The sequence below is a fragment of the Defluviimonas aquaemixtae genome (genome assembly GCF_900302475.1).
Lineage (GTDB): Bacteria > Pseudomonadota > Alphaproteobacteria > Rhodobacterales > Rhodobacteraceae > Albidovulum > Albidovulum aquaemixtae.
Map to the genome: position 1 here is coordinate 2,136,390 of NZ_OMOQ01000001.1, position 25,493 is coordinate 2,161,882.

General features: G+C 65.2%; 25 protein-coding genes. 19 read left to right on the forward strand and 6 right to left on the reverse strand.

The genetic code is table 11. The annotated features are described in order from the left end of the window. Positions 1-25 precede the first annotated feature (25 nt). A complete protein-coding gene (locus DEA8626_RS10475; protein WP_108852898.1) occupies positions 26-2,170 on the reverse strand; it encodes a malate synthase G in 2,145 nt (714 codons plus the stop codon). Between the two features lie 195 nt (positions 2,171-2,365). On the opposite strand from DEA8626_RS10475, the gene DEA8626_RS10480 reads away from it, so the two are divergent. The 5 genes from DEA8626_RS10480 to DEA8626_RS10500 all read left to right on the forward strand — a co-directional run bounded on the left by DEA8626_RS10480 (position 2,366) and on the right by DEA8626_RS10500 (position 7,009). Then, entirely contained in the window at positions 2,366-2,707 is a 342-nt protein-coding gene (locus DEA8626_RS10480) for an ArsR/SmtB family transcription factor (RefSeq protein WP_108852899.1), read from the forward strand. Positions 2,708-2,713: 6 nt separating this feature from the next. Beyond that, positions 2,714-3,172: an SRPBCC family protein gene (locus DEA8626_RS10485; protein ID WP_108852900.1), complete on the forward strand. Its 459-nt coding sequence runs from the start codon at positions 2,714-2,716 to the stop codon at positions 3,170-3,172. A gap of 63 nt (positions 3,173-3,235) precedes the next feature. Continuing rightward, complete coding sequence (gene pepN, locus DEA8626_RS10490; protein WP_108852901.1) at positions 3,236-5,806, forward strand: aminopeptidase N; 2,571 nt, start codon at positions 3,236-3,238, stop codon at positions 5,804-5,806. Then, a complete protein-coding gene (locus DEA8626_RS10495) occupies positions 5,799-6,422 on the forward strand; it encodes an SDR family NAD(P)-dependent oxidoreductase (RefSeq protein WP_108852902.1) in 624 nt (207 codons plus the stop codon). Before pepN ends, DEA8626_RS10495 begins: the two co-directional genes overlap by 8 nt. Positions 6,423-6,589: 167 nt before the next feature. Beyond that, on the forward strand, positions 6,590-7,009 hold the full coding sequence (locus DEA8626_RS10500; RefSeq protein ID WP_146188857.1) for a hypothetical protein: 420 nt from the start codon (positions 6,590-6,592) through the stop codon (positions 7,007-7,009). Here DEA8626_RS10500 and DEA8626_RS10505 read toward each other — a convergent pair whose 3' ends face one another. Beyond that, positions 7,010-7,615: a transglycosylase SLT domain-containing protein gene (locus tag DEA8626_RS10505; RefSeq protein ID WP_108852904.1), complete on the reverse strand. Its 606-nt coding sequence runs from the start codon at positions 7,613-7,615 to the stop codon at positions 7,010-7,012. 182 nt (positions 7,616-7,797) lie between these two features. Here DEA8626_RS10505 and DEA8626_RS10510 point away from each other — a divergent pair, with 182 nt between their 5' ends. Next, the gene (locus DEA8626_RS10510; RefSeq protein WP_108852905.1) at positions 7,798-8,331 is read left to right on the forward strand and encodes a hypothetical protein; all 534 of its coding nucleotides are present in this window, start codon (positions 7,798-7,800) and stop codon (positions 8,329-8,331) included. A gap of 71 nt (positions 8,332-8,402) precedes the next feature. Beyond that, on the forward strand, positions 8,403-8,954 hold the full coding sequence (locus DEA8626_RS10515; protein WP_108852906.1) for a hypothetical protein: 552 nt from the start codon (positions 8,403-8,405) through the stop codon (positions 8,952-8,954). Between the two features lie 9 nt (positions 8,955-8,963). Here DEA8626_RS10515 and DEA8626_RS10520 read toward each other — a convergent pair whose 3' ends face one another. Further along, a complete protein-coding gene (locus tag DEA8626_RS10520) occupies positions 8,964-9,323 on the reverse strand; it encodes a winged helix-turn-helix transcriptional regulator (protein WP_108852907.1) in 360 nt (119 codons plus the stop codon). Between the two features lie 91 nt (positions 9,324-9,414). On the opposite strand from DEA8626_RS10520, the gene DEA8626_RS10525 reads away from it, so the two are divergent. The 4 genes from DEA8626_RS10525 to DEA8626_RS10540 all read left to right on the forward strand — a co-directional run bounded on the left by DEA8626_RS10525 (position 9,415) and on the right by DEA8626_RS10540 (position 14,367). After that, entirely contained in the window at positions 9,415-10,149 is a 735-nt protein-coding gene (locus tag DEA8626_RS10525) for a DUF8737 domain-containing protein (protein WP_108852908.1), read from the forward strand. 76 nt (positions 10,150-10,225) lie between these two features. After that, positions 10,226-11,737 (forward strand): Asp-tRNA(Asn)/Glu-tRNA(Gln) amidotransferase subunit GatB, encoded by a 1,512-nt coding sequence (gene gatB, locus DEA8626_RS10530; protein WP_108852909.1) that lies wholly within the window; start codon positions 10,226-10,228, stop codon positions 11,735-11,737. A 55-nt stretch (positions 11,738-11,792) separates the two neighbouring features. After that, positions 11,793-13,766 (forward strand): tetratricopeptide repeat protein, encoded by a 1,974-nt coding sequence (locus DEA8626_RS10535; RefSeq protein WP_108852910.1) that lies wholly within the window; start codon positions 11,793-11,795, stop codon positions 13,764-13,766. 181 nt (positions 13,767-13,947) lie between these two features. Beyond that, positions 13,948-14,367 carry a DUF4177 domain-containing protein gene (locus DEA8626_RS10540; RefSeq protein WP_108852911.1) on the forward strand — a complete coding sequence of 140 codons (420 nt, stop codon included), beginning with the start codon at positions 13,948-13,950 and terminating at the stop codon, positions 14,365-14,367. Here DEA8626_RS10540 and DEA8626_RS10545 read toward each other — a convergent pair. Further along, positions 14,364-14,621 carry a BolA family protein gene (locus DEA8626_RS10545; protein ID WP_108852912.1) on the reverse strand — a complete coding sequence of 86 codons (258 nt, stop codon included), beginning with the start codon at positions 14,619-14,621 and terminating at the stop codon, positions 14,364-14,366. The two genes, DEA8626_RS10540 and DEA8626_RS10545, sit on opposite strands and share 4 nt — an antisense overlap. An 82-nt stretch (positions 14,622-14,703) precedes the next feature. Between DEA8626_RS10545 and DEA8626_RS10550 the strand changes: the two genes are divergently transcribed. After that, the gene (locus DEA8626_RS10550) at positions 14,704-15,330 is read left to right on the forward strand and encodes a DnaJ domain-containing protein (RefSeq protein WP_108852913.1); all 627 of its coding nucleotides are present in this window, start codon (positions 14,704-14,706) and stop codon (positions 15,328-15,330) included. 64 nt (positions 15,331-15,394) lie between these two features. Here DEA8626_RS10550 and msrB read toward each other — a convergent pair whose 3' ends face one another. After that, on the reverse strand, positions 15,395-15,871 hold the full coding sequence (gene msrB, locus DEA8626_RS10555) for a peptide-methionine (R)-S-oxide reductase MsrB (protein WP_108852914.1): 477 nt from the start codon (positions 15,869-15,871) through the stop codon (positions 15,395-15,397). A 213-nt stretch (positions 15,872-16,084) separates the two neighbouring features. Here msrB and cobS point away from each other — a divergent pair, with 213 nt between their 5' ends. From cobS to DEA8626_RS10580, 5 genes are read left to right on the forward strand one after another with little or no spacing between them, the layout of a single operon-like run. Beyond that, positions 16,085-17,071 carry a cobaltochelatase subunit CobS gene (gene cobS, locus DEA8626_RS10560; RefSeq protein ID WP_108853423.1) on the forward strand — a complete coding sequence of 329 codons (987 nt, stop codon included), beginning with the start codon at positions 16,085-16,087 and terminating at the stop codon, positions 17,069-17,071. A 25-nt stretch (positions 17,072-17,096) separates the two neighbouring features. Continuing rightward, positions 17,097-17,804 carry an aspartate/glutamate racemase family protein gene (locus DEA8626_RS10565; protein WP_108852915.1) on the forward strand — a complete coding sequence of 236 codons (708 nt, stop codon included), beginning with the start codon at positions 17,097-17,099 and terminating at the stop codon, positions 17,802-17,804. Then, positions 17,801-19,672, forward strand: a complete 1,872-nt coding sequence (gene cobT / locus DEA8626_RS10570; protein ID WP_108852916.1) for a cobaltochelatase subunit CobT — start codon at positions 17,801-17,803, stop codon at positions 19,670-19,672. Before DEA8626_RS10565 ends, cobT begins: the two co-directional genes overlap by 4 nt. Then, positions 19,672-21,480 carry an aminopeptidase P family protein gene (locus DEA8626_RS10575; protein ID WP_108852917.1) on the forward strand — a complete coding sequence of 603 codons (1,809 nt, stop codon included), beginning with the start codon at positions 19,672-19,674 and terminating at the stop codon, positions 21,478-21,480. The genes cobT and DEA8626_RS10575 overlap by 1 nt, the downstream gene beginning before the upstream one ends. Positions 21,481-21,540: 60 nt before the next feature. Then, positions 21,541-21,882 carry a DUF427 domain-containing protein gene (locus DEA8626_RS10580; protein ID WP_108852918.1) on the forward strand — a complete coding sequence of 114 codons (342 nt, stop codon included), beginning with the start codon at positions 21,541-21,543 and terminating at the stop codon, positions 21,880-21,882. 21 nt (positions 21,883-21,903) lie between these two features. On the opposite strand, the gene DEA8626_RS10585 is transcribed toward DEA8626_RS10580, so the two are convergent. Beyond that, positions 21,904-23,556, reverse strand: a complete 1,653-nt coding sequence (locus tag DEA8626_RS10585; RefSeq protein WP_108853424.1) for a chloride channel protein — start codon at positions 23,554-23,556, stop codon at positions 21,904-21,906. A 121-nt stretch (positions 23,557-23,677) separates the two neighbouring features. Between DEA8626_RS10585 and DEA8626_RS10590 the strand changes: the two genes are divergently transcribed. After that, the gene (locus DEA8626_RS10590) at positions 23,678-25,054 is read left to right on the forward strand and encodes an FAD-binding oxidoreductase (RefSeq protein WP_108852919.1); all 1,377 of its coding nucleotides are present in this window, start codon (positions 23,678-23,680) and stop codon (positions 25,052-25,054) included. Then, positions 25,051-25,440, forward strand: coding sequence for an SgcJ/EcaC family oxidoreductase (locus DEA8626_RS10595; protein WP_108852920.1), 390 nt, complete (start codon positions 25,051-25,053; stop codon positions 25,438-25,440). Before DEA8626_RS10590 ends, DEA8626_RS10595 begins: the two co-directional genes overlap by 4 nt. Positions 25,441-25,493: the final 53 nt, after the last annotated feature.

Consider the following 25,493-nt stretch of genomic DNA (forward strand, 5'->3'; position numbering starts at 1 on the left):
AGGCCCGGAGACAGCGCCTTGGCCCTCATCCAGCCGCCTTCACCTCGGCCCGCCGCTTGTGCAGCACCGGTTCGGTATATCCCGATGGCTGCTCGCGGCCGAGGAAGATCAGGTCGCAGGCCGCCTGGAAGGCAATGCCCTGAAACCCGGGCGACATCGGCCGGTAGGCTGGATCACCCTCGTTCTGCCGGTCCACGACCTCGGCCATCTTGCGAAGCGCCTCCATCACCTGCTCCTTGGCGACCACACCGTGATGCAGCCAGTTCGCCACGTGCTGCGCCGAAATCCGGCAGGTCGCGCGGTCCTCCATCAGGCCGACATCGTTGATATCCGGGACTTTTGAGCAGCCGACGCCCTGATCGACCCAGCGCACAACATAGCCGAGGATGCCCTGGCAGTTGTTCTCGACCTCGCGTCGGATCTGCTCCGGCGTCCATTTCCGGTAGGCCGCGAGCGGGATGTCGAGCACCGTGTCCACATAGGCCCGCCGCCCGCCCTTCTTCAGCTTTTCCTGCACCGCGAACACGTCCACCTTGTGATAGTGCAGCGCATGCAGCGTCGCGGCGGTCGGCGACGGCACCCAGGCGGTGTTGGCGCCCGCCTTCGGATGCTCGATCTTCTGTTCCAGCATCGCTGCCATCATTTCGGGCATCGCCCACATGCCCTTGCCGATCTGCGCCTTGCCGGACAGCCCGCATTCCAGGCCGATATCGACGTTCTGGTTCTCGTAGGCGCCGATCCAGGCCTTGCGCTTGATGAAATCCTTGCGGCTGAAGGGACCCGCCTCCATCGAGGCGTGGATTTCGTCGCCGGTCCGGTCGAGGAACCCGGTGTTGATGAACGCCACCCGGTGCTTCGCCGCCCGGATGCATTCCTTAAGGTTGACCGAGGTCCGGCGTTCCTCGTCCATGATGCCGATCTTGACGGTGTATTGCGGCAGGCCCAGCGCCTTCTCGACGCGGGTGAAGATCTCGTCGGTGAAGGCGACTTCCTCGGGCCCGTGCAGCTTCGGCTTCACGACATAGACCGAACCGGTGACAGAGTTCCGCGTACCCTCGGACTTCTTCAGATCATGGATCGCGATCAGCACCGTCACCATCGCATCCATCAGCCCCTCGAAGACCTCGCCGCCCTCTTGATCGAGGATCGCCGGGTTGGTCATCAGGTGGCCCACGTTCCGGACAAGCATCAGTGCCCGGCCCTTGACAGAGACTTCGGACCCGTCCGACGCGGTGTAGACCCGGTCGGGATGAAGCTCTCGCATGATTGTCCGGCCGCCCTTCTCGAAGCTGTCCGACAGGCCGCCCTTCATCAGTCCCAGCCAGTTCGAATAGGCCAGCACCTTGTCCTCGGCATCGACGCAGGCGACCGAATCCTCGCAATCCATGATCACCGTGACCGCGCTCTCCATCTGTACGTCGGCGAGGCAGGCCTGGTCGCGCGCGCCGATGAAATGCGCCCGGTCGAAGACCAGCTCCACATGCAGGCCGTTGTTGCGCAGAAGGACCGCGTCGGGCGCGCGCGGATTGCCGCGGTAGCCCGCGAACTTTTCCGGCTGCATAAGCGGTTGGTCGTCGATCAGAAGCTGACCGTCCCGCACGTAGTAGCGCCTGACGTCGGCATGGCTCGTCCCAGCGATCGGGAAGGCCTCGTCCAGAAAGACCCGCGCCCGCGCTACGACCCGTGCGCCGCGGCCCCGGTCATAGCCGCCCTTCGGCGGCGCGCTGCCCATCGCGTCGGTGCCGTAGAGGCAGTCGTAGAGACTCCCCCAGCGGGCGTTCGCGGCATTCAGCGAGTAGCGCGCATTGGTGATGGGCACGACGAGCTGCGGCCCCGGCACCGTCGCGATCTCGGGATCGATATTCTCCGTCTCTATCCTGAAGTCGCCGCCCTCGGGGAGAAGGTAGCCGATCTCGGCCAGAAACGCCTTGTACGCCTCGTGGTCGTGCGGCTTGCCGCGCCGCTCCAGATGCCAGGCGTCGATCTTGCCTTGCAGATCGTTCCGCTGGGCGAGCAGCGCACGGTTCTTCGGCGTCAGATCGCCCACGATAGAGGCGAATTCGGACCAGAACCGGGTGGCCTCCACACCCGTGCCGGACAGCGCCTCGTCCTCGATGAAGGCGGCGAGTTCCTTCGCCACCTGCAACCCGTGCCGATCAACCCGCGTCATCGCTGTCCCTTCCGTTCCGCACACGGCGGTATTCCCCTTGCCCTGACGTAGCGCAGCGGACCATCCGCAGCAACAGTCACGATCCCGGCGACCCTCGCTGCCGCAGAAATTTGCTTAGTCATGCGCCTAAGTTTTTGATTGCAAGGCTCCGCCAAAAGGGATACTTAGGTCATTAGCTAAGTAAATATGCGTGCCATGAACCTCGCCCCCGGCCAGCTCGACCACCTCTTCCAGGCGCTCGGCGACCCGACCCGCCGCGCGATCCTCCAACGGCTGGCGCGAGGCCCCGCGACGGTGACGGAGCTTGCCGCGCCCTTCGAGATGGCCCTGCCCTCCTTCCTCGGCCATGTCCGCCGGCTGGAAGCCTCCGGGCTCGTCGCCAGCGAGAAGGAGGGCCGCATCCGCACCGTCAGGCTCGTCCCCGGTGCCTACGCGCCGGTGCGCTCCTGGCTCGACGAGCAGCGCGCGATCTGGGAGGCGCGGCTCGACCGGCTCGATGCCTTCGTCCAGACCCGTAAGACGTCACACAGGGAGTGAGATGACATGCCGGAACTCGACCTCAGCGACCGCACGATGGTGCTCGAGCGCATGATCGGCGCCCCCGTCCAGGCGATCTGGGCCGCCTGGACGGATCCCGAGACCCTGCCGCAATGGTGGGGGCCGGACGGCTTTTCCTGCCGCACGAAGCGAATTGACCTGCGCGAGGGCGGCGAATGGGTGTTCGACATGATCGGCCCGGACGGCACCGTCTATCCCAACCATCACCGCTACACCGGCGTCCGGCCGCAGTCCCGGATCGATTACACGCTTCACTGGGGCGAGAACGGGCCCAAGCACGCAGACGCGTCGGTGGCATTCGACGACCTCGACGGAAGCACAAAGGTTACGCTCACAATGATCTTCGCGACCGCTCAGGAATTCGAGGAGGCGAAGGGCTTCGGCGCGATCGAGCTCGGCCAGCAGACGCTCGGCAAGCTCGCGGCCTTCGTCGGCGCGGCGTGAGAACCGTTGCGGTACCGGGACGGAGCGCCTAACGTCCGCGCCCAGACGACCCGGAGTACCCCGATGAAAGACGCCGCGCCCCAGCCGACCCTGCTGGCCGACTACCGGCCCTATCCGTTCGACGTGACCGGGGTGGAGCTGACATTCCGGCTCTCCCCCGAGGCGACCCGCGTCGTCGCGCGGATCGGCTTCGCGCCGAACCCCGCCCGGCCGGGGCGCAACGACCTAAGGCTCGACGGCGAGAAGCTGAAGCTCCATTCGGCGAAGATCGACAGCAAGCCCGTCAAGCCCGATCAGGACGCCGAGGGCTTGACGGTGCCCGCAAGCCAACTCCCCGACGGCCCATTCACCTGGGACGCCGAAGTGGAGATCGACCCTAAAGGCAACACCGCTCTAGAAGGGCTTTACATGTCGGGCGGCATATATTGCACCCAGTGCGAGGCCGAGGGCTTTCGCAAGATCACATACTACCCCGACCGCCCCGACGTCATGGCGCCCTTCAAGGTCAGGATCGAAAGCGATCTGCCGGTCCTTCTGTCGAACGGCAACCCGACGGCGAAGGGCAAGGGCTGGGCCGAATGGACCGATCCGTGGCCGAAGCCAGCATATCTCTTCGCGCTCGTCGCGGGCGATCTTGTCGCCGTGTCGGACACCTTCACCACGATGTCGGGCAAGACGGTCGATCTTAACATCTGGGTCCGCGAAGGGGATGAGGACCGCTGCGCCTACGCGATGGACAGCCTCATCCGCTCGATGAAATGGGACGAGGAGGTCTATGGCCGCGAATACGATCTCGACGTCTTCAACATCGTCGCCATCGACGATTTCAACATGGGCGCGATGGAGAACAAGGGGCTGAACATCTTCAACTCCAAGCTCGTCCTCGCCTCGCCCGAAACCGCGACAGACGGCGATTTCGAACGCATCGAGGGCGTCATCGCGCACGAATATTTTCACAACTGGACCGGCGACCGCATCACCTGCCGCGACTGGTTCCAGCTGTGCCTCAAGGAGGGGCTCACGGTCTTCCGCGACCAACAGTTCACCTCCGACATGCGGTCAGAGCCCGTGAAACGGATCGAGGACGTGCTGACGCTCCGCGCCCGCCAGTTCCGCGAGGATATGGGGCCGCTCGCCCATCCGGTCCGGCCCGAGAGCTATATAGAGATCAACAATTTCTACACCGCCACCGTCTACGAGAAGGGCGCCGAGGTGATCGGCATGCTCAAACGGCTTGTCGGCGACGACGGCTACAGGAAGGCGCTCGACCTCTATTTCGAGCGTCACGACGGCGAGGCCGCGACGATCGAGGATTGGCTCATGGTGTTCGAGGATGCGACCGGGCGCGACCTCACCCAGTTCAAGCGCTGGTACACCGATGCTGGCACGCCGCGGCTCACCGTCGCCGAGGACTGGTCGGACGGCAGCTTCACGCTGACCTTCACACAGAAAACACCGCCCACGCCCGGCCAGGACAAGAAGAAGCCGCGCGTCATCCCGATCGCGGTCGGTCTTCTCAACCCGAACGGCGACGAAGTGGTGCCGACAATGATCCTTGAAATGACCAAAGCGACGCAAAGCTTCCGCTTCGAAGAGCTCGCGAGCCGCCCGGTGCCGTCGATCCTGCGCGGCTTTTCGGCACCCGTGGTTCTCGACCGCGACGTTCCGGCCGAAGAGCGCGCCTTCCTCCTCGCCCATGACACCGATCCGTTCAACAAGTGGGAATCCGGACGCGCGCTCGCCAAGGACGTGCTCGTCTCGATGATCGGCAAAGACGAGGCACCATCGCAGAGCTTCATCGACGCGCTTGGCCGCGTCCTGACCAACGACAGCCTCGACCCTGCCTTTCGTGCCCTCTGCCTACGCATGCCGTCCGAGGACGACCTCGCCCAAACGCTGCACGATGCCGGCCAAGTGCCCGATCCCGAAGCGATCCATGCCGGACGGGGGGCGCTATCCAAGGCCATCGCCCGGAGCCTGCAGAAGCCGCTGGTCGCGACCTACGACGCGATGGCGACTCCGGGCGAATTCGCGCCCGACGCGACCTCGGCCGGCAAGCGCGCGCTCCGGCTCGCCTGCCTTTGGCTTCTCAACCATATCGACAACGGCACCCGCGCCGCCGCGCTCTTTGCCAGTGCCGACAACATGACAGAAAGCCACGGCGCGCTCGCCTGCCTCATAGAAGGCGGGCGTGGCACGCGCGAAATCGGGGCCTTCTACGAGCGCTGGAAGGACAACCGCCTCGTCATCGACAAGTGGTTCATGGTCCAGGTTCTCCACGCCGCGCCAAAGGACGCCGCCCCGACCGCTGAACGTCTTGCAGAGCATCCCGATTTCGAGTGGACGAACCCCAACCGGTTCCGTGCGCTTCTAGGTGCCTTGGGCGCCAATCATGCGGGCTTCCACGAAACATCAGGCCGAGCTTACCGCTTCTACGCCGACTGGCTCCTGAAGCTCGACCCGCTCAACCCGCAGACCACGGCCCGCATGTCCACCGCGTTCGAGACCTGGTCGAGGTACGACGTGGACCGCAAGTCGATGATCCGGGCCGAACTCGACCGGATCGCCGCCACCGAGGGCCTAAGCCGCGATACTTACGAGATGGTGACGCGGATCCGGGCGGCCGATGCGTAGGGCCGCGCTTGTCACCGGCGCCTCGGGCGGCGCCGGGCAGGAGGCCGCGCGCCGGATGGCCGAGGCCGGCTGGGACGTTGCGGTGCACTACTACCGCAACCGAGCGGGCGCCGAGATCACGGCGCGCGCCGTGACAGAGACCGGTCAGCAGGCGGCGATCCTTCAGGCAGACCTCGCCGACCCGGGCGCGCCAGAGCGGCTGATGACCGCCTACGACCATGCCTTCCCCTGTCTGCACAGCCTGATCAACTACGCGCGCATCCCCGAATCCTGCCTCGCCGCCTGCGACCTTGCTGCCGAACGCCACGTCCGCATCTTCGCGGTGAACCTGAACGCGCCATTCCTGCTCAGCGGACTTGCGGTCCGCCGTATGTCGCGCCGCTTCGGCGGCGAGGGCGGTGTGATCGTCAACGTCGTGCCGGGCAACGCCCTTCCCGGCACACCCGCCAACGGGCTCGACGCGCTCACCCGGGAACTCGCGGCGGAGGCGGAAGACGTCCGCATTCTCTCGCTCCGCCCGGCCCGGCCAGGCGATGTCGCCGACACGATCCTCGGCCTCGTCGCACCGGAATCGGGGCATCGGACCGGCGCGCAGCGCTGCGGCCCGTTGCACTGAGCGCGCGCGAATCGGGCGTGGCGACCATCTCCCGCGGACATTCAATCCGCAGCCACTGCCACGGACTGTTTCCCGACCCGCAACGACCGGGCAGGTAAGGATTTCCTCCTTTGCCCGCCCAGGCCCTTTGGGCCTATCCTCGAGATGGGTGGACTGTGGGGGTTGTCGTGCTGAGGCTTGTGAACGGATTCGGATTCAGGCGCCAGGCGCGCCGGCCGGGCATGTATTTCGCGCTCGGCATCGGAATGATCGCGATCTATGTCAGCATCACGCTCGACATGGACAATGTCGTCATCGTCCTCGCCGCGCTCTACCTCGCGCTCGTCATCCGGCGGCTCGCGCTCAACCCGGCGCGGGGGTTCCGCCTCGGGCGGACGGCGGTGGACTGGGTGAACGGCCGCAGAAAAGAATGCGTCATCTACGATGACATCGAAGGCGTCTCGATCGGCCGCGACATCAAGGGCCAGACCGTCTGCGTGCTCAGGCTCCGCAATGGCGACAAGGCGGCGCTGCCCGGCGCCGAAGATTTCGAGCCCGCGCAGCTCATTCACGAGTTCGGCCTGCGCGGCGTCCCGGTGCGCGCCTGATCAGTTGCAGTAGCTCTGCGACCGCGTCCATTCGGCCATGTCGCGGCGCTTGGCCTTGACCCGCATCGGCGCCCAATCGCGCGCAACGCCCCGCCAGCCGCCCGATCCGTCCGAGACGATCGCCCCGTCGCGCGCGACCTGGTGTGCGGCAATCTTCACCGCGCAGGCAAGGTTCGCGCTGCCGTCGGTCAGCCCGTCGCTGCTGGACAAATCGCAGTCATAGGCCCGCGCGGTCCGAGGCGCGATCTGCATGAGCCCGATCCAACGCCCGCCGCCGCCCTTGGCGTGGGGGTTCCACGTGCTTTCGTGCTTTGCGAGTGCCGAAAGCAGCCCTGCCCAGAAAGCGCGCCGCTGGCGCACATCGGCTTCGGGATAGGCCGGGCAGAACGTCTCGACATCCTCGGGCACCGTCTGGGCAAGAAGCGCACCGTCCGCGCGGAGCGCCGCGAGCGTCGCTTCGGTCCATTCCGCCGCTTCGGGCCGGTGATCCCAGCGCATCGTAGGCAAGAACGCCGCGCGACTCGTCTCCGACGCCTCGGGCGCCACGCAGGCCATGGGAAGAAACATGAGCACAAGGGCCAATGGTCGGACGATGGATAACGGCATCGGACACGTTCACGAAACACCGACAGACTGCATCGGCACGGTGGAGTGTCAGAGAATTGCCCCGCCGCACAAGCTTCGGATTCGACGATCGGCGGAAGATTGCCTGAATTTCGCCGCTTTGGCGGGTCAGCATTTCGGCAACCGGCCGCATCGACGCGGCAGTTTTGGATGCGGAGAGACCATTGCACCTCCTTCTCGGCCTCATCGGCGCGCTTACCGTCGCCTTCGTCTGGATCCTGCGCATGCGCAGCGCCGCGGAGATGACGCATGAACTCGCGGGCGTCGCCGGCGACGTGATTTCGGCTGCGCGCCGGCTCGGTTTCCGCCGGAAGCTCAACACCCACCCCGTCGAGTCTCTCGAAGAACCGAACCTCGCGATCGGGGCGATCGGAATTGCCTTTATCGAACTCGGCGGCTTGCCCACGTCCGAACAGCAGGACGCGCTTCTAACCGCACTCCAGTCGCGAACCGGCCAGACCCTCAAGGACGCCGAAGAGACGCTGATTCTCGGCCGCTGGCTCGTCACCGAATCGAACGGTCCCGCTCAGGCGATCCCGCGCCTTGCGCGCCGGCTCGCCAAGATCGACCGCACAGGCAGCTTCACACCTCTCATGGCGACGCTGAATGACGTGGCGCAGGCCGGCCGCACAAACGACGTGTCAGATCAGCAGCGCGACGCGCTGACCGAGATCGCGTGCGCGTTCAAGCTGGACTGACCTCTCCGGATCGTGACCGCCGATTGAGGACACGGCGCGCTACAGCTGGGTTAGTCGAACAGGAGCATACCATGCGTCGCCTTGTCCTCTGCCTCATACTTGCCGCACTGCCCGCCGCCGCTCAGGACCGCGAAGGCAGAAACACACCAGGAGACTGGGTCGTGACCCACCAGAAGCCGTTCGGGCTCTGGGACTCGGTCTGCGATGAACGCCTCGAAGACGGAGCCATGCACCGGAGGTGCTACATCCGCTACGTGGACGTCTTCTCGCCACGACCCAGTTTTGCCGCCCATTTCGTGTTCGTCACGCCCAACGGCAAAGACGTCAGGATCGAATACGGATCGGAGCCCGGAACCCGCTTCGTCAAGGACGGACACCGGATCGAGCGAGACGGCGAAATCGTCTGGCAACCCATGCAAGCCGCCTGCCTGACGGGCGGCTCGTGCGTCTTCACAGGCCCACCGGGGGCCGAGCTTTACGCAGCACTACGCGCAGGCGGCGAATGGCGGTTCGATTTCGCCGACCGACACGGCCAGGTTCAGAGCCTGAGCTGGGATCTCGATCCCTTCGATGCCGCCGCCGCGGATTTCGAGGCCGAGTCCGACGAGCGCGGCCTGCGCTGACCTTCGTCCCTATCCCCTTCGCCCGCGTTCGGGCGTCACTGTCCCGGCGGGAAGGTCCGCCGTCTGTTTGCGCCCCCATTCGCGAAGCGCCGCCATCACGGGGCCGAAGGCGCGCCCTTTCTCGGTCAGCCGGTATTCCGCCCGCGGCGGATGCTGCGAATAAAGCTCGCGCTGCACGATCCCGGCCTCTTCCAGTCGCTTGAGCCGGGCCGAAAGCGTGTTGGGTGAAAGTTCCAGTACGTCCTGAAGATCGGCAAACCGCCGACTATCCTCCAAAAAAAGCTCGCGCAGGATGAGGAGCGACCATTGGTCGCCGACCTCGTTTGTAGCGCGCAGGACCGGACAGTTCTCTCGCGGGTTTGGGTTCATCGGCTCACTCTAGCTGGACATCATCAGATTGTGAAGTGACTATATTATTTATACTGACTATCATAATAGTACTCTTCTGGAGAACACTGCCATGATCGACATTATCCTCGATATCTATGTCCGCACATTTGTCGTCCTCTTGTCCGCTACCGCGACCGCGCTCGTCGCACGCTACGCAGCCAAGGCTGGCCTTACCCGGTCCCGCGTAATCGGATCGGCGCTGTTCACCGCCTTCCCCCTCGGGCTCTGGTCAGCCGCGGCGGCCCAGATTGCCGCGACCGGAGCGCTCGCTCCGCCCGCCACGGTAGCCGATCCGCCCTATGTCCTCATGATCCTCGCCGGCGGCGCGCTGTCGCTCTTCGCGCTGGCCAGGCTGACCGCGACGGGCCGCGCGATCATCGGTGCGATGGGTCAGGAGGTGCTGATTGGCTTCCAGGCCTTCCGCGTGATAGGCGGACTGTTCCTGATCGGCTGGGCCTTCGGAGCGATCCCCTGGCAGTTCGCGCTTCCCGCTGGTCTTGGCGACATCTGGGCCGGGATCGCGGCTTACCAGGCGATGCGGGCGGTCAACCTCGGCCATCCCGATGCGCGCGCGAAGGTGATCCGCGCCAACGTCATCGGCCTTGCCGATTTCGGGCTCGCCGTCGCGATGGGCGTCACGACATCGGACGGCCTGTTCCACCTCTTTGCCAAGGACGCGCCCAACATCATCAACGATTATCCGCTCGGCCTCTTTCCGGCGTTCTTCGTGCCGCTCTTCATCACCTTGCACCTGCTGTCCATCGGCAAACTCCGCGCAGCGCGGCGCGAGGCGTTGGCCGCCTGAGCGGAGCCGTACTCCCACTTGCCGGTCCCGGCCCGCTCCCTTAGAAAGCGGGCCGGACACCCGAAGGACCAAGGCCATGCTCGATCTGACCTATGAAGCCCCGAAACCCAAGGTAATTTCCGGCGCCAAAGAAGACTGGGAGCTTGTCATCGGGCTTGAAGTCCACGCCCAGGTTTCCTCGAAAGCCAAGCTGTTTTCCGGGGCGTCAACTGAATTCGGCGCCGAGCCCAATTCCAACGTCGCCTTCGTTGACGCCGCCATGCCCGGCATGCTGCCCGTCATCAACGAATTCTGCGTCGCGCAGGCGGTGAAGACCGGCCTTGGCCTGAAGGCGAAGATCAACCTTGTCTCCGCATTCGACCGCAAGAACTACTTCTATCCCGACCTGCCGCAGGGTTACCAGATTTCGCAGCTCTACCATCCCATCGTGGGCGAAGGAGAAGTCCTCGTCGACATGGCCCCCGGCATCGCCCGGCGCGTCCGGATCGAGCGTATTCACATGGAGCAGGACGCCGGCAAGTCGATCCACGACCTCGACCCGACGATGTCCTTCGTGGACCTCAACCGCACCGGCGTGGCGCTGATGGAAATCGTCTCGCGCCCCGACATACGCGGGCCGGAGGAGGCCGCCGCCTACGTCGTCAAGCTGCGGCAGATCCTGCGCTATCTCGGCACCTGCGACGGCAACATGCAGAACGGCAATCTTCGCGCCGACGTCAACGTCTCGGTCTGCCGGCCGGGCGACTACGAGAAGTACCAGGAAACGCAAGATTTCTCGCATCTCGGCACGCGCTGCGAGATCAAGAACATGAACTCCATGAGATTCATCCAAGCCGCTATCGAGTACGAAGCCCGCCGCCAGATCGCGATACTCGAAGACGGCGGCAAAGTCGTGCAGGAAACCCGCCTCTACGATCCCGACAAGAGCGAAACCCGCTCGATGCGATCGAAGGAAGAGGCGCATGACTACCGCTACTTCCCCTGCCCCGACCTCCTGCCGCTGGAGATCGAGCAGGCATGGGTCGACGGCGTCGCGGCATCGATGCCCGAACTCCCCGACGCCAAGAAGGCGCGGTTCGTGACCGACTACGGCATGACCGAATACGACGCGAACGTGCTGACGGCGGAAGTCGAAAACGCCGCCTTCTTCGAAGCGGTCGCGAAGGGCCGCGATGGCAAGATGGCTGCGAACTGGGTCATCAACGAACTCTTTGGACGGCTGAACAAGGAGGGGCACGCCATTTCCGACAGCCCAATCTCCGCCGCCCAACTCGGCGGGGTCCTCGACCTGATCGCCAAAAGCGAGATTTCCGGCAAGATGGCCAAGGATCTATTCGAGATCCTTTGGAGCGAGGGCGGCGACCCCGCCGAGCAGGCTGCCAAGCACGGCATGAAGCAGGTCACCGACACCGGCGCGATCGAGGCCGCCGTGGACGAAGTCATCGCCGCCAACCCCGCCCAGGTCGAAAAGGCCAAACAGAACCCCAAGCTCGCCGGCTGGTTCGTGGGCCAGGTGCTGAAGGCCACCGGCGGCAAGGCCAACCCCGCCGCCGTGAACCAGATCGTGGTGCAGAAGCTCGGGCTGTGACCGCCTGATCTGCCCATGAAACACGAGGACCCTAGGCATAGGCCTAGAGAATTTCATGTCGCGTGCAAAGAAAATCGAGAAGTTCGGCGCGCTCGGCATAAGCCTCGTATCGATGGCCTCAGGCGGCAGCGTCGTGTCGACCGCGCGGGCGGCGCTCGGTGTGATCTCCGGCTACGTGCCCGAAGATCCAAAGCTGAAATCCGCACTCGACACCGCAGTATCCTCCATCACACGGGCGCTGAAATCCGCCCCGGAATTCTCCGCAGCCGACTGGCAGCGGGCCGAAGCCCTTCTGGATATGGTCGAACTTACCCCCGCCGATCTTGCGAAACACGCTGCAGATGCGGATGAACTGACCGAGGCCACCATGCAGGCCCTGTCGGTCGAAGCCGATGATGGCGGCGGGCGTCTCTTTCACCTGTGCATCGCCGTCGCGCTGAAGGCGATTTGCAGTGATCCCGCCGCGCTCGACGTTGCGCAGTCGCTGATGATGCGCGACCTGCGACGGGAACAGCGCGCCCAAGGTGAAACGCTGGCCGCGATCCTGAACCACGTTCAGGGAGCGTCGCCTGACGAGCTTCGCCTGCTTGCCCGAAGATTCGGCATCGACGGCGCAGCAACGATGTCACCGCAGCAACTCAAGACGATGCTGGAGGACAAGGCGCAGGAGTACCGCGCGCTCAAGGCCGAAATCGACGCCATCGACACCCGCACCGCCGGTCTTGGCAATCTCAAGGCCGCCGCCAGAGATGCCGTCGACCGACTCGACTTTGCCGAGGTCGAGGCGCTCCTGTCGCGCGTCGATGAGGTCGAAACCGAAATCATGGCGGAAACCAAGGAACTCCGCGCCCGGAACGCCCTGATGATGGGCGATGCCGAAGCCGCCTTCCGCCATCTCTCCGCCGCCGCCGACAGCTTCGCGGGCCTCGACCGTGCGGAACCCGCAAATCGGCGGATTGGCTATTCGGAACTGCTCTACCACCACGGCCTTCGTTACGGCGGAGATGGGCTGACCCTTGCGAGTGGCATGATCCGCGCCGCCCTCGTCGACCTGACACGGCAGGCGCAGCCGCTGCTCTGGTCCGAAGCGCAGAATTGTCTCGCGAACACGTTATCCGAGCAAGGAAGCCGCTCGGACGGAGCGGCGGGAACGAACCATTTGGCGAAGGCCGTCGCCGCTTATCGCGAAGCCCTCACCGTCCGCACGCGCACCGATCATCCGGCGCAATGGGCAACGATTACGCAGAATCTCGCGACCGCACTCATGGAACAGGGAAATCGCTCAATGGGAACGGCGGGAATGGACCTCTTGGCAGAGGCCGTCGCAGCCCATCGCGACGCCCTCACTGCTCTGACTCGGGCCGATCATCCGAAGCAATGGGCGATGACGATGCAGAACCTCGGGAGAGCCCTCCAGACACAGGGAAGCCGCACGGAGGGGCGCGTGGGAACCGTCCTGCTGGCCGAGGCTGTCGATGCCTGTCGCGACGCCCTCACGGTCCTGATGCGCGACGATCATCCGGTCCTATGGGCGACGACGGTGCAGAACCTCGCGAATGCGCTTTCAGCGAGGGGTCTCCGCGTACAAGGGACGGCGGGAACCGGACTCTTGGAGGAGGCCGTGGCCGCCTATCGCAATGCCCTCACCATCTTCACGCGCGACGATCATCCGGTGGACTGGGCAATGACGATGCAGGATCTCGCGATTACACTTGGGGCTCAGGGTGGGCGTACGGAGGGTTCCGCGGGAACCGGCCTTCTGGCCGAGGGTGTCGCCGCCTGTCGCGGTGCCCTCACCGTCTTCACCCGCGACGATCATCCGCTACAATGGGCGGAGACGCAGGAGAATATGGCTCGTCTGGAACGCGCGCGTGCAGGCCACGATGCCTGCCTCGATCCGCGCCCGCATCTGAAGGCGGCATTGGCCCATGTCGAGGCGGCGCTGGAGGTCTATGACCCCGATCACATGACCTTTTACTACGAAAAGGCCACCCGTCTCCGTGATCACCTACTATCAGCTCTGACGTGAAATCCGGGTTAAGATATCCCTAACGGAAATTCCGAACGCACACATTTTCAATGGATTAGCCAGTGTTTCACGCGTGAAACCCGGCGGCATTCCGCCCGACTGCCCACCCCTCGCCCTTGCCGAAGAGCCCCGCTTCCGCTAAGGGGCGCAGGCCCCCAGGACCCGAGCGAACGAGGCACAGATGCAGACTTACGAGTACAAGGTTGTCTCCGCCCCCAATCGCGGCGAGAAGGCGCGCGGCATCAAGGCGCCGGCCGACCGCTTTGCCCATGCCCTGGAAAACCTGATGAACGATCTCGGCCGCGACGGCTGGGAATACGTCCGCGCAGATACCCTGCCATCCGAGGAACGGACCGGCTTCACGAAGCGGACGACCGTCTATCACTCGGTCCTCGTCTTCCGCCGGCCGGTTCCCGAATCCGCCACCGAGGAGCCGCCGCGCAAGCTTCTGACCGCCGAGGCACCCGTCGGCAAGGCGCCGCGTGTCAAGGTGGAGCCCGCGATGCCCGATCCCGAGGAAGTGACCGAGGCGCCCGCTGCGCAGAAGCTCGAAGCCGCGCTCGCCAAGCCGCAGCCCGACGAGGCGCCCGAAAAGGCCTAGCCGCTCACATCGAGCGCCAGCGCATGGATTCGCCCGACAAGTTCGGGCCCGAGGGCGGCATGAACCGCGCGGTGCCGCTCGACGCGGCTCATCGGCGCGAAGGCCGGAGCACGCAGCGTGATACGGAAATGGCTCTCACCGCCCTCGCGATAGCCCGCGTGACCACGATGCGCCTCGCTCTCGTCCACGATCTCAAGCCGCTCGGGCGAAAAAGCCGCCCTGAGACGTGTCTCGATCTCCGCGCTCACAGGCATTTTTTTCAATTCCCCCTTCAAAGTGCCGTGAAATAGCCTAGACTGCACGACCCGAGTCGAGAAGGGATGAGCCGAGGGCACCATGACCAGATCCGATCCGTTCGGTTTCGATATTTCCGCCGCGTCGGACAAAAAGCGGCGCTCCAAGGGACGGCGCGGCATGTCGGGCGCTTTCGAGACGTCGAACCGGGTCTGCGACCATGCGGGCTGCGACCAGGCGGGGCAGTACCGCGCCCCGAAATCTCCCGATCAACTCGACGACTTTTTTTGGTTCTGCCGCGAACATATCCGCGAATACAATCTCAAATGGAATTTCTTCCACGGCCAGACCGACGAGGAGTTCCAGCAGTTCCTCGACAAGGACCGGGTCTGGGGCCGCAATACCAAGCCCTTCGGCAAAAAGGGGGACGAGGATCGCGCTTGGGCCCGGCTCGGGATCGAGGATCCAATGGAGATCCTCGGCGCGAACGCGACCCAGAACCCGGGCCGTTCAATGGGCCGCAAGTTGCCGCCCACCGAGCGTCGGGCCCTGGAAATTCTCGAGGCGAAGGACAGCTGGTCCAAGGTCGAGATCCGCAAGCAGTACAAATCCCTCGTGAAAGACCTTCACCCGGACATGAATGGCGGCGACCGTTCGGACGAGGAGCGGCTTCAGGAGGTCGTCTGGGCCTGGGATCAGATCAAGGAGAGTCGGAACTTCAAGGAATAGGCGGGCCGAGGGATCGGATCATTCGCCCCGCGTGAAGTTAATGGCGCCGTTCGAACCAGACGTATTAGGCCGGCTTGAATACCAGCGCCGCGCCGTTCATGCAGTAGCGCTTGCGCGTCGGCTTGGGACCGTCATTGAACACATGGCCCAGATGACCACCGCAGCGGCGGCAGTGCACCTCGGTCCTGCGGCCGAGAATACTCCAGTCGGCCTTCGTGCCAACGGCATTGGGCAGTGGCTGCCAGAATGAGGGCCATCCGGTGCCGCTGTCGTACTTCGCCTCCGAAGAATAAACCGGCAGGTCGCAGCCCGCGCAGTGATAGGTGCCTGCGCGCGTTTCTGCGTCGAGCGGGCTCGAATAGGCACGCTCGGTTCCTTCTTCGCGCAGGATCGCGTACTGCATCTTGGTCAGCACCGCGCGCCACTCCGCTTCGGTTTTGGTGACCTCGAAACTTTCGGCCGCGATCAGCCCCCGCGCGCCACCGGCCGCGAGCGCCACCGCCGCGCCGCCGAATGCCAGAACCGCTCTGCGTGTCGTCATATTCGCTCTCCTCTCGGCTTCTGCCTGCTCAACATGTAGCAAACCATGCCTCGGCGTACGCATCGCGCGCAGTAAAAGTTGCGCCAGCAATGATCGCAATTACGTGATGTCGCATTCCATCCGCCCGACTTCGCCGGTCCCCTTGCACGGCTCTCTGTTATGCTCCATCAAGACCTTTGTGGCGCGCGGGGGCCCTTCGCGCGCGTTCAAGCCATGGCGGACACGATGCTGGATGCGACTGCGAAACCCACCGAGGAAGTCTCCGTTCGGGAGATGTTCGGGATCGATACCGAGATGAAGGTCAAGGGGTTCGCCGAGAAGACCGACCGCGTGCCGGATATCGACCCGACCTACAAGTTCGACCCCGACACCACCCTGGCCATTCTGGCAGGCTTTGCGTACAACCGTCGGGTGATGATCCAAGGCTATCACGGCACCGGAAAATCGACGCATATCGAGCAGGTCGCCGCGCATCTCAACTGGCCTTGCGTGCGGGTGAACCTCGACAGCCACATCAGCCGGATCGACCTCATCGGCAAGGACGCGATCAAGCTGCGCGACGGCAAGCAGGTGACCGAGTTCCACGAGGGCATCCTGCCCTGGGCGCTGCGTAATCCGGTCGCCATCGTCTTCGACGAGTACGACGCCGGTCGGGCGGACGTGATGTTCGTAATCCAGCGCGTGCTGGAGCATGACGGCAAGCTGACGCTTCTCGATCAGAACGAGATCATCACGCCCAACCCCTGCTTCCGGCTTTTCGCCACCTCGAACACCGTGGGTCTTGGCGACACGACCGGCCTCTATCACGGCGTCCAGCAGATCAACCAAGCGCAGATGGACCGCTGGTCGATGGTGGCGACGCTCAATTATCTCTCGCATGACGCCGAGGCGGCGATCGTTCTGGCCAAGAACCCGCATTACAACACCGACAAGGGCAGGAAGACGATCGGCCAGATGGTGACGGTGGCGGACCTCACCCGGACGGCCTTCATGAACGGCGACCTCTCGACGGTGATGAGCCCGCGGACGGTGATCAACTGGGCCCAGAATGCCGAGATCTTCCGTAATATCGGCTACGGCTTCCGGCTGACCTTCCTCAACAAATGCGACGAGCTGGAGCGGCAGACCGTCGCCGAGTTCTACCAGCGCTGCTTCGACGAGGAACTGCCGGAGAGTGCGGCGAGCCAGAGCATAAGGTGACCCGCGTCGAGGCGAGGATCGTGACATGCATGTCGGATTGATCGGTGGTATCGGACCCGCGGCAACGATTGTCTATTACCAGCGGCTGAGCGACAGGGTGCGTGAAGCCGGCGGGCGGCTCGACTTGACCATCGTCAATGCGCATGTCTACGACCTGATCGCCAATGTGAACGCGGACAGGCGCGAGGCGCAGGCGGGGATCTATGCAGAGTTGATCGAGCGGCTGAAGGCCGCAGGCGCGGATTGCGCCGCGATCACGTCCCTCGGCGGGCATTTCTGCTTTACCGAGACAGAGCGGGTTGCCGCCCTGCCGCTCGTCAGTGCCGTGCGTCCGCTCGACGCGCATTTCGCCGGGCGGGAATTGCGCAAGGTGGGCCTTCTGGGCACCGAGGTTGTGATGCGTACGCGCCTTTACGGTCAACTCGAAAATACGGAAGCCGTCGCGCCGGAAGGCGATCTCGTAGCGCTCGGCAAAGTCTATCAAGACATGGCAACCTCGGGTCGCTGCACCGCCGAGCAGCGCGCCATTTTCCTCGAAGCGGGCCGTGGGATGGTCGAGGATCAGGGCGCAGAGGCCGTCATCCTGGCCGGGACCGATCTCAACCTGGCGTTCGACGGGCAGGAGCCGGGCTACGAGGTGCTCGACGCGCTCGACGTGCACGTCGCCGTGCTTGCCGACCTGGCATCGGATCGGCTGTCCTTGGCCGACCTGGCACTGGGGCACGCCGCATGACCCAACGTTCCGACAATCCCGCCGATCCGTTCAAGAAGGCGCTCGCCGAGGCCACCAAGACGATGGCCGACGACCCGGAGCTCACGGTCTCCTACTCCGTAGATCCGCCGGGCCAGACCGCCGAGACCATGCGTCTGCCGCAGGTCTCGCGGCGGATGACACGCGACGAGGTACTGATCGCGCGCGGAACTGCGGATGCCTTCGCGCTCCGCCACCGTCACCATGACGCCAAAGTCGCCTCGAAGTATGAGCCCGCCGGCCAGATGGCGCGCGATCTCTACGAGGCGATGGAGACCGCTCGCTGCGAGGCGGTCGGCGCCCGCGCCATGCCCGGCACGCTCGGCAATATCGACGCCAAGATCGGGGCTGAGGCTGAGCGCAAGGGCTACGGCCAAATCCGCGCCGCGCAGGACGCGCCGCTCGCGCAGGCTGCAGGCTATCTCATCCGCCACCTTACGACCGGCCGCAAGCTGCCGGGCGGAGCGGACAACGTGATGGAGCTTTGGCGGCCCTTCATCGAGGAGCAGGCGGGCGGCACGCTTGAAGGGCTCGACGATGTGCTCGCAGATCAGGCCGCTTTCGCCCGCTTCGCGCGGCAAATCATCCGCGACCTCGGCTACGGCGACCAGCTCGGCGACGACCCCGACATGGAGGACGAATCCGAGGGCGACGAAGCCGAGCAGGAGGAAGAACAGGAAAGCCCCGACAGCGAAGAGGGGCAGGACGAGTCCGACGACGCGGATGCGAGCCCCGACCGGAGCCAAGAGGACGAGGACGACACCACGCAGGCCGAAGTCTCGATGGACGAGATGGCCGAGATGGAAGACGGCGACGAGGCCGAGATGCCCGAGGGAGAAGCGCCTTTGGAGCCGCCGCCGCCCGCGCCGCATTCCGACGCGGACCCGAACTACGCCGTCTATACGGCTGATTTCGACGAGGAAATCAAGGCCGAAGACCTTGCCGAACCGGTAGAGCTGGAGCGGCTGCGCGCCTATTTGGACCAGCAGCTCGAGCCGCTGAAAGGTGCCGTGAGCCGGCTGGCCAACAAGCTTCAGCGCAGGCTGCAGGCGCAGCAGAACCGGTCGTGGGAGTTCGACCGCGAGGAAGGCATCCTCGATGCCGGCCGGCTGGCCCGGGTCGTCGCGAACCCGACGACGCCCCTCTCGTTCAAGGTCGAGAAGGACATGGAGTTCCGCGACACCGTCGTGACGCTGCTTCTCGACAATTCCGGCTCGATGCGCGGGCGGCCCATCTCCATCGCGGCGATCTGCGCCGACGTTCTCGCGCGCACGCTCGAACGCTGTCAGGTGAAAGTCGAAATCCTCGGCTTCACCACCCGCGCATGGAAAGGTGGGCAAAGTCGCGAACGCTGGCTTGCCGAGGGTCGGCCGCAGCAGCCGGGGCGGCTGAACGACCTGCGCCACATCATCTACAAATCCGCCGATGCGCCTTGGCGGCGGGCACGACCCAATTTGGGGCTGATGATGAAGGAAGGGCTCCTGAAGGAAAATATCGACGGCGAGGCGCTGGAATGGGCCCACCGGCGTGTCGTCGGGCGGCCCGAGCAGCGCAAGATCCTCATGGTGATCTCCGATGGCGCGCCGGTCGACGACTCGACCCTGTCAGTCAACCCCGCGAACTACCTCGAAAAGCACCTGCGCGACGTGATCGCGATGGTGGAGCGCCGGAAGGCCGTCGAACTGATCGCGATCGGCATCGGCCACGATGTGACGCGCTATTATGACCGGGCGGTCACGATCACCGATGTCGAACAGCTCGCAGGCGCCATGACCGAGCAGCTCGCCGCGCTCTTCGATGCCGACCCGCGGGCGCGGGCGCGTGTGATGGGGATCAGGAGAGTCGGGTGATGTTCCAGTCCTTCGAGACGACCGCCCGCCCTGAGCAGGGTCCGCCCCGCCTCGCGGCGCTGCGCGCGGCCTTCGGCGCGGCGGGCCTTGACGGTTTCATCGTGCCCCGCGCCGACGCGCATCAGGGAGAATACGTCGCGCCCGCCGATCAGCGGCTCGCCTGGCTAACCGGGTTCACGGGCTCGGCCGGATTCTGTATCGCGCTCAGCGACATCGCAGGGATCTTCGTCGACGGGCGCTATCGGTCGCAGGTGAAGGCGCAGGTCGACACGGATGCCTTCACGCCCGTGCCGTGGCCGGAAATGAAGCCGGGCGACTGGCTGAAGGTACACCTCCCACAGGGCGGACGGGTCGCCTTCGACCCGTGGCTCCACACCAAAAAGGAGATCGCAGAGCTTGAAAGGACGCTTGAAGGAAGCGGCATAGAGGCCTGCCCCGAAAAGAATTTCGTCGACGAGGTATGGACCGATCGGCCCAAGCCTCCGGTCGGCCCGGTCGCGATCCAGCCGCTCGAATTCGCCGGCGAGACAGCGGAATCCAAGCGAACCCGGCTCGGCGCGGAGCTCGCCGAGGGGGGGCAGGAGGTCGCGGTCCTGACCCTGCCGGATTCGATCTCCTGGCTCCTAAACATCCGCGGCTCCGACATCGAGCGGAACCCGGTCGTCCAGGCCTTCGCCTTACTGCATGCGACGGGGCGGCTGACGCTCTTCGTCGCGCCCGAGAAGCTCACAGACGAGGTGCGCTCGCATTTTGGCCCAGATGTCACGCTCCGCCCGCCTGCGGCTTTCGCGCCAGCGCTGCGCACCCTGACCGGCCCGGTGCGCGTCGACCGCGCGACGGCGCCCCTGCAGGTCGTGCTGGAGCTCGAGGAAGCAGGGATTGACATCGCCTGGGCTCCCGACCCCTGCCTCCTACCCAAGGCGAAGAAGAACGCAGCAGAGATCGCGGGGATGGTGGAAGCGCATCTTCGCGACGGCGCGGCAATGGTCGAGTTCCTGGCCTGGCTGGATACCGAGGCCCCGCGGGGACGCTTGACCGAAGTCGACGTGGTCAAAGCTCTCGAAGGGTTCCGACGCGCGACCAACGCGCTCCGCGAGATCAGCTTCGAGACGATCTGCGGCACAGGGCCGAACGGCGCCCTGCCTCATTACCGCGTGAGCGAGCAGTCGAACCGGCCGCTGAGTTCCGGCGAGATCGTCGTTATCGATTCCGGTGGCCAGTATGTTGACGGCACGACCGATATCACGCGGACGGTCGTCATCGGGCCGGTGGACCCCGAGGCGAAGGCCGCCTTTACCCGCGTGCTCCAGGGCATGATTGCGATCTCGCGCCTGCGCTGGCCCAGAGGCATCGCAGGCGCGCATCTCGATTCCATCGCGCGCTACAATCTCTGGCTCGCCGGTCAGGACTACGACCACGGCACCGGTCATGGCGTCGGTTGCTACCTGTCGGTCCATGAGGGACCGCAACGGCTGTCGCGGACAGGTGACGTGCCGCTGGAGCCCGGTATGATCCTTTCGAACGAACCCGGCTACTACCGCGAAGGCTCGTTCGGCATCCGGATCGAGAATCTCGTGCTGGTCGAGGAGGCGTCCGCCGTTCCGGGCGGCGACCCGAGCCGGAAGATGCTGAGCTTTCGCACACTGACCTTTGCGCCGATCGACCGGCGGCTGATCGACGCGGGGGCCTTGACGGAGGCCGAACGCACATGGCTGAATGCCTATCACGCCGAGGTCGCGGGCCGGATCGGGGCGCGTGTATCGGCTCCCGCGCGCGAGTGGCTCGCCGCGGCGACAAGGCCGGTCTGACACATTCCGGAAATACTGTTCGGCGAAACTGCGCCCCAAGCGGGCGGTAGGAGGCATGACATGACGGATGACATCCGGATTCGTGAAATAGGCGGCACCTGGGTCGTACGCGCGGGCGGGGCGGTGATTGGCGAGACGAAACGGGCGTTGGAGCTTGCCGAAGGCGGCTATCCGCCGGTGATCTATTTCCCGCGCGAGGACATCGCGATGGACTTCCTCGACCGCAGCCAGAAGGAAACGGTCTGCCCGCACAAGGGTTCGGCCAACTACTACACCATCGCGGCGAAGAGCGGACCGATCGCCGATGCTGCGTGGACTTACGAAAGCCCGTCTGCGGGCATGGAGGCAATTGCGAGCCACCTCGCCTTCTATCCGGACAAGGTGACGGTCGAAAGGCTTTGAGACGGCCGCCTTGGGCAGGCGTCAGCTGTGCTCCTCGGCGGCGACGTCCGCCAGCGCGCGCGCATAGGCCCTGAGCGCATCGGTCTGGAAGACTGCGCCGATGAGTTCGGGACCCTCGCCGGGGGCGCCGGCACGCGTCACCGGTATGAAATCGGCCCCCGTCGCCTCGAAGGTCCTAAGCGCCGCTTCGAGCGTCTGGGTTTCGCCCAGCACGACGCCGTCCTCGATCATCGCTTGGCACTGCTTCTCTGTCGCGGCGCGACGGTGGTCCGTCGGCCGCAGGATCGCGGCAAGACGGATTGTCTCGGCCAGATAGGCTTGGGGACCAGCCGCAAGATGCACGCCCCGCCGTTCGAGCTGTGTCAGGAAGAACGACCGGTCGACCAACCGCGACGCAAGCGCGGTCGACAGCGACACCGCCGTCATCACGGCGATCCCCGTCTCCCAGTCGCCGGTCAATTCGAAGACGATGAGCGTCGTCGAGATCGGCGCACCGAGCACCGCAGCCGCGACCGCGCCCATGCCGGCCAGCGCATAGACCGTCTCTGCGCCCGACACATCCGGCAGGATGTCCGTTGCGATCAAGCCGAAGGCGAGCCCGGTGAGCGCGCCGACGACGAGTGCGGGCGAGAACATGCCGCCGCCCATGCGCCCGCCCATCGTCACCGCGACCGCGATCACTTTGACGACAGTGAACAGCACTGCCGCGCCAAGCCCAATCTGGCCCGTCAGCGCGGCCGAGGTGGTCTCGTAGCCCACTCCGATGATGTGGGGAAACGGGATCGCGATTGCTCCGAGCAGAGCTCCGGCGAGCATCGGGCGCAAGTAACGCGGCAATCCTATGTTGCGCTGGATGTCATTGCCCAGATCCTCGGCAAAGATCACCGCGCGCATCAGGATCGCGGCCACCACCCCCGAGACAAGGCCGAGAAGCAGAAAGGCGGGCAGCTCGACATAGAAGGAAAGGCCCCCTTCTGCGGGCAACGTAAATTCCGTCACGCCACCGAATTCAAGCCTATTGATGACCGTCCCGGCGACGGCCGCGATGGCAATGGGCGCGAAGGCGTGAACGGCGAAGTGCCTCAGCACGACTTCGAGCGCGAAGATCGCCCCCGCGATGGGCGCATTGAAGCTCGCCGATACAGCTCCGGCCACTGCGCAGCCCAGAAGGTCGCGCCCTGTGATCCCGCTGGCATTGATCCGGTTCGATACCCAGGTCGAAATCACCGCGGCAAGATGGACGACGGGCCCCTCGCGGCCCGACGAGCCGCCCGAGCTGAGCGTGATCAGCGAAGCGGCTGCCGAGGCGAGGCCCGCGCGGCGCTCCACCCTGCCTTCGCGCAGGGCCGCGCCCTCGATCACGTCGGCGACAGCGCGCACCCGGCCATCCGGCGTGAACCGGTGCAGGATCAGGCCAACGACAAGGCCGCCGATCACCGGCACGCAGAGCACCCACCACCAGGGCAACGTGCCCGCGACGGAGGCAAGCTGCACATCGTCGCTGCCGTAGAGGAATGTCTGAAGCGCCGCAATGCCCTTGCGGAAGAACAGCGCGGCTGTCCCGGCCGCGACGCCGATGCAAAGCGCGATGAACCAGAACTGGATCTGGCTTGGCCCTTTGTGGCGCATAACGGACAGCGCCTGCGCGGCTTCGGCCCGAGCCGCCCGCCACATCCGCGCCACCCAGTTCAGGGCTGCTTCCTCCACCCGGCACATTTCCGCGAGCCTGTTGTGAGAGCACTTCCCCGGGCCGCCCGCTTGGCCTAGGGTCGCCGCGCCCGCCATCGAGGTTTTCATGCCCAACGAACAGGCGCTTGCCGAACTACAGTCCTTCTTAGGAGATCGCCTCGCGCGGTCCAAGTCCGAACGCACCCAGCATGGAGTCAACGAGACCTGGTTTCCACCGACTCTCCCCGACGCGGTCGCATACCCTCAGACGACCGAGGAGGTTTCGCGCATCGTTGCCACTTGTGCCCGAAGCGGCTGCCCCGTCGTGGCCTGGGGGACGGGAACGTCGCTTGAAGGTCACGCGCTGGCGATCGCGGGCGGTATCAGCCTCGACATGGGCCGGATGAACCGCGTGTTGGAGGTTCGAGCGGAAGACATGCAGGCGGTTGTCCAGCCGGGCGTGACGCGCGAAGCCTTGAATACCGAACTGCGCGCCACGGGCCTGATGTTTCCGGTCGATCCCGGTGCCAACGCCTCGCTTGGCGGCATGGCCGCGACCCGAGCTTCCGGCACGACTACGGTGCGATACGGCACGATGCGCGACAACGTGATGGCGCTCGAAGTGGTGCTGGCCGATGGGCGCGTCATCCGCACCGGGACGCAGGCGCGCAAATCCTCGGCGGGCTACGACCTGACGGGGCTTTTCGTTGGCTCCGAAGGCACGCTTGGGATCATCACCGAACTCACGCTTCGGCTCCACGGCCAGCCCGAAGCGATCTCGGCTGCGGTCTGCGCCTTCGACGACTTCGAGGCCGCCGTCGCCACCGTCATCGCGACCATCCAGATGGGCATTCCGATGGCGCGGATCGAGTTCGTTGACGAGACAACCGCGGCGATCTTCAATGCGCAGAACGGCACTCAGCTGCCCGAGAAGCCGCATCTAATGGTGGAGTTCCACGGCTCGGAAAGCTCTGCGGCCGACGACGCCCGGCGATTCGGCGAAGTGGTGGCCGACATGGGTGGCGCGCATTTCGACTGGGCCACGACGACGGAGAATCGCAATCGGCTTTGGGCGATGCGCCACGGTGCCTACCCGGCCTGCATCGCCTCGCGGCCCGGCTGCATGGGCCTTGTAACCGATATCTGCGTGCCGATCTCGCGGCTCGCCGAAGCGGTGCGCGAAACGCGCGAGGATATCGCGAAATCGGGTATTTCCGGCCCGATCCTCGGCCATGTCGGCGACGGCAACTTTCATGCGATCCTGCTGATCGAGCGGGACAATGCGGAAGAACTTAAGACCGCCAAGGCGCTCGCGCGGCGCATGGCGGAGCGGGCGCTGCGACTCGGCGGAACGATCACGGGCGAACATGGCGTAGGCGCCGGAAAGAAGGATCTGATGACGATGGAACATGGAGAGGCCTGGGACGTGATGGCCCGCATCAAGCGCGCGCTCGATCCCGATGGCATTCTCAATCCGGGCAAAGTCGTGGAGGTCGCGCAATGAGGCTAGCTGAGCCCGCTGCCTTTCCCCGCGCCTTCGCCAACGCCTGGTCGGCACACGATGCTCGCGCGATGGCCGCGCTTTTTGCTGAGGATGCCGATTTCCTGACCCTTACCGGACATTGGGCCGAGGGGCAGAAGGCAATAACCGAAACGATCGCGGGCGAGCTTGCGGGCGCCTTCGCGCGCGCCAAACTTGTCACCGGCCGGACCAAGTCCCGCGCGATTTCCCCCGGGGTCGCCCTCGTCATGCAACGCTTCGTGCTATCGGGCATTCTCAACGCAGACGGCAGCGACGCCGGCCGGATCGGGGCTGTGCTGTCGGCCGTCCTGACTGCGACAGACGGGGGATGGATCGTCTCTGCGGCGCAGTTCACCGCGGAAGGATGATCGAAGCGCGGCCGGGTCGTGCTATCATAGGGACGTTTTTGGAAGCGGATCCG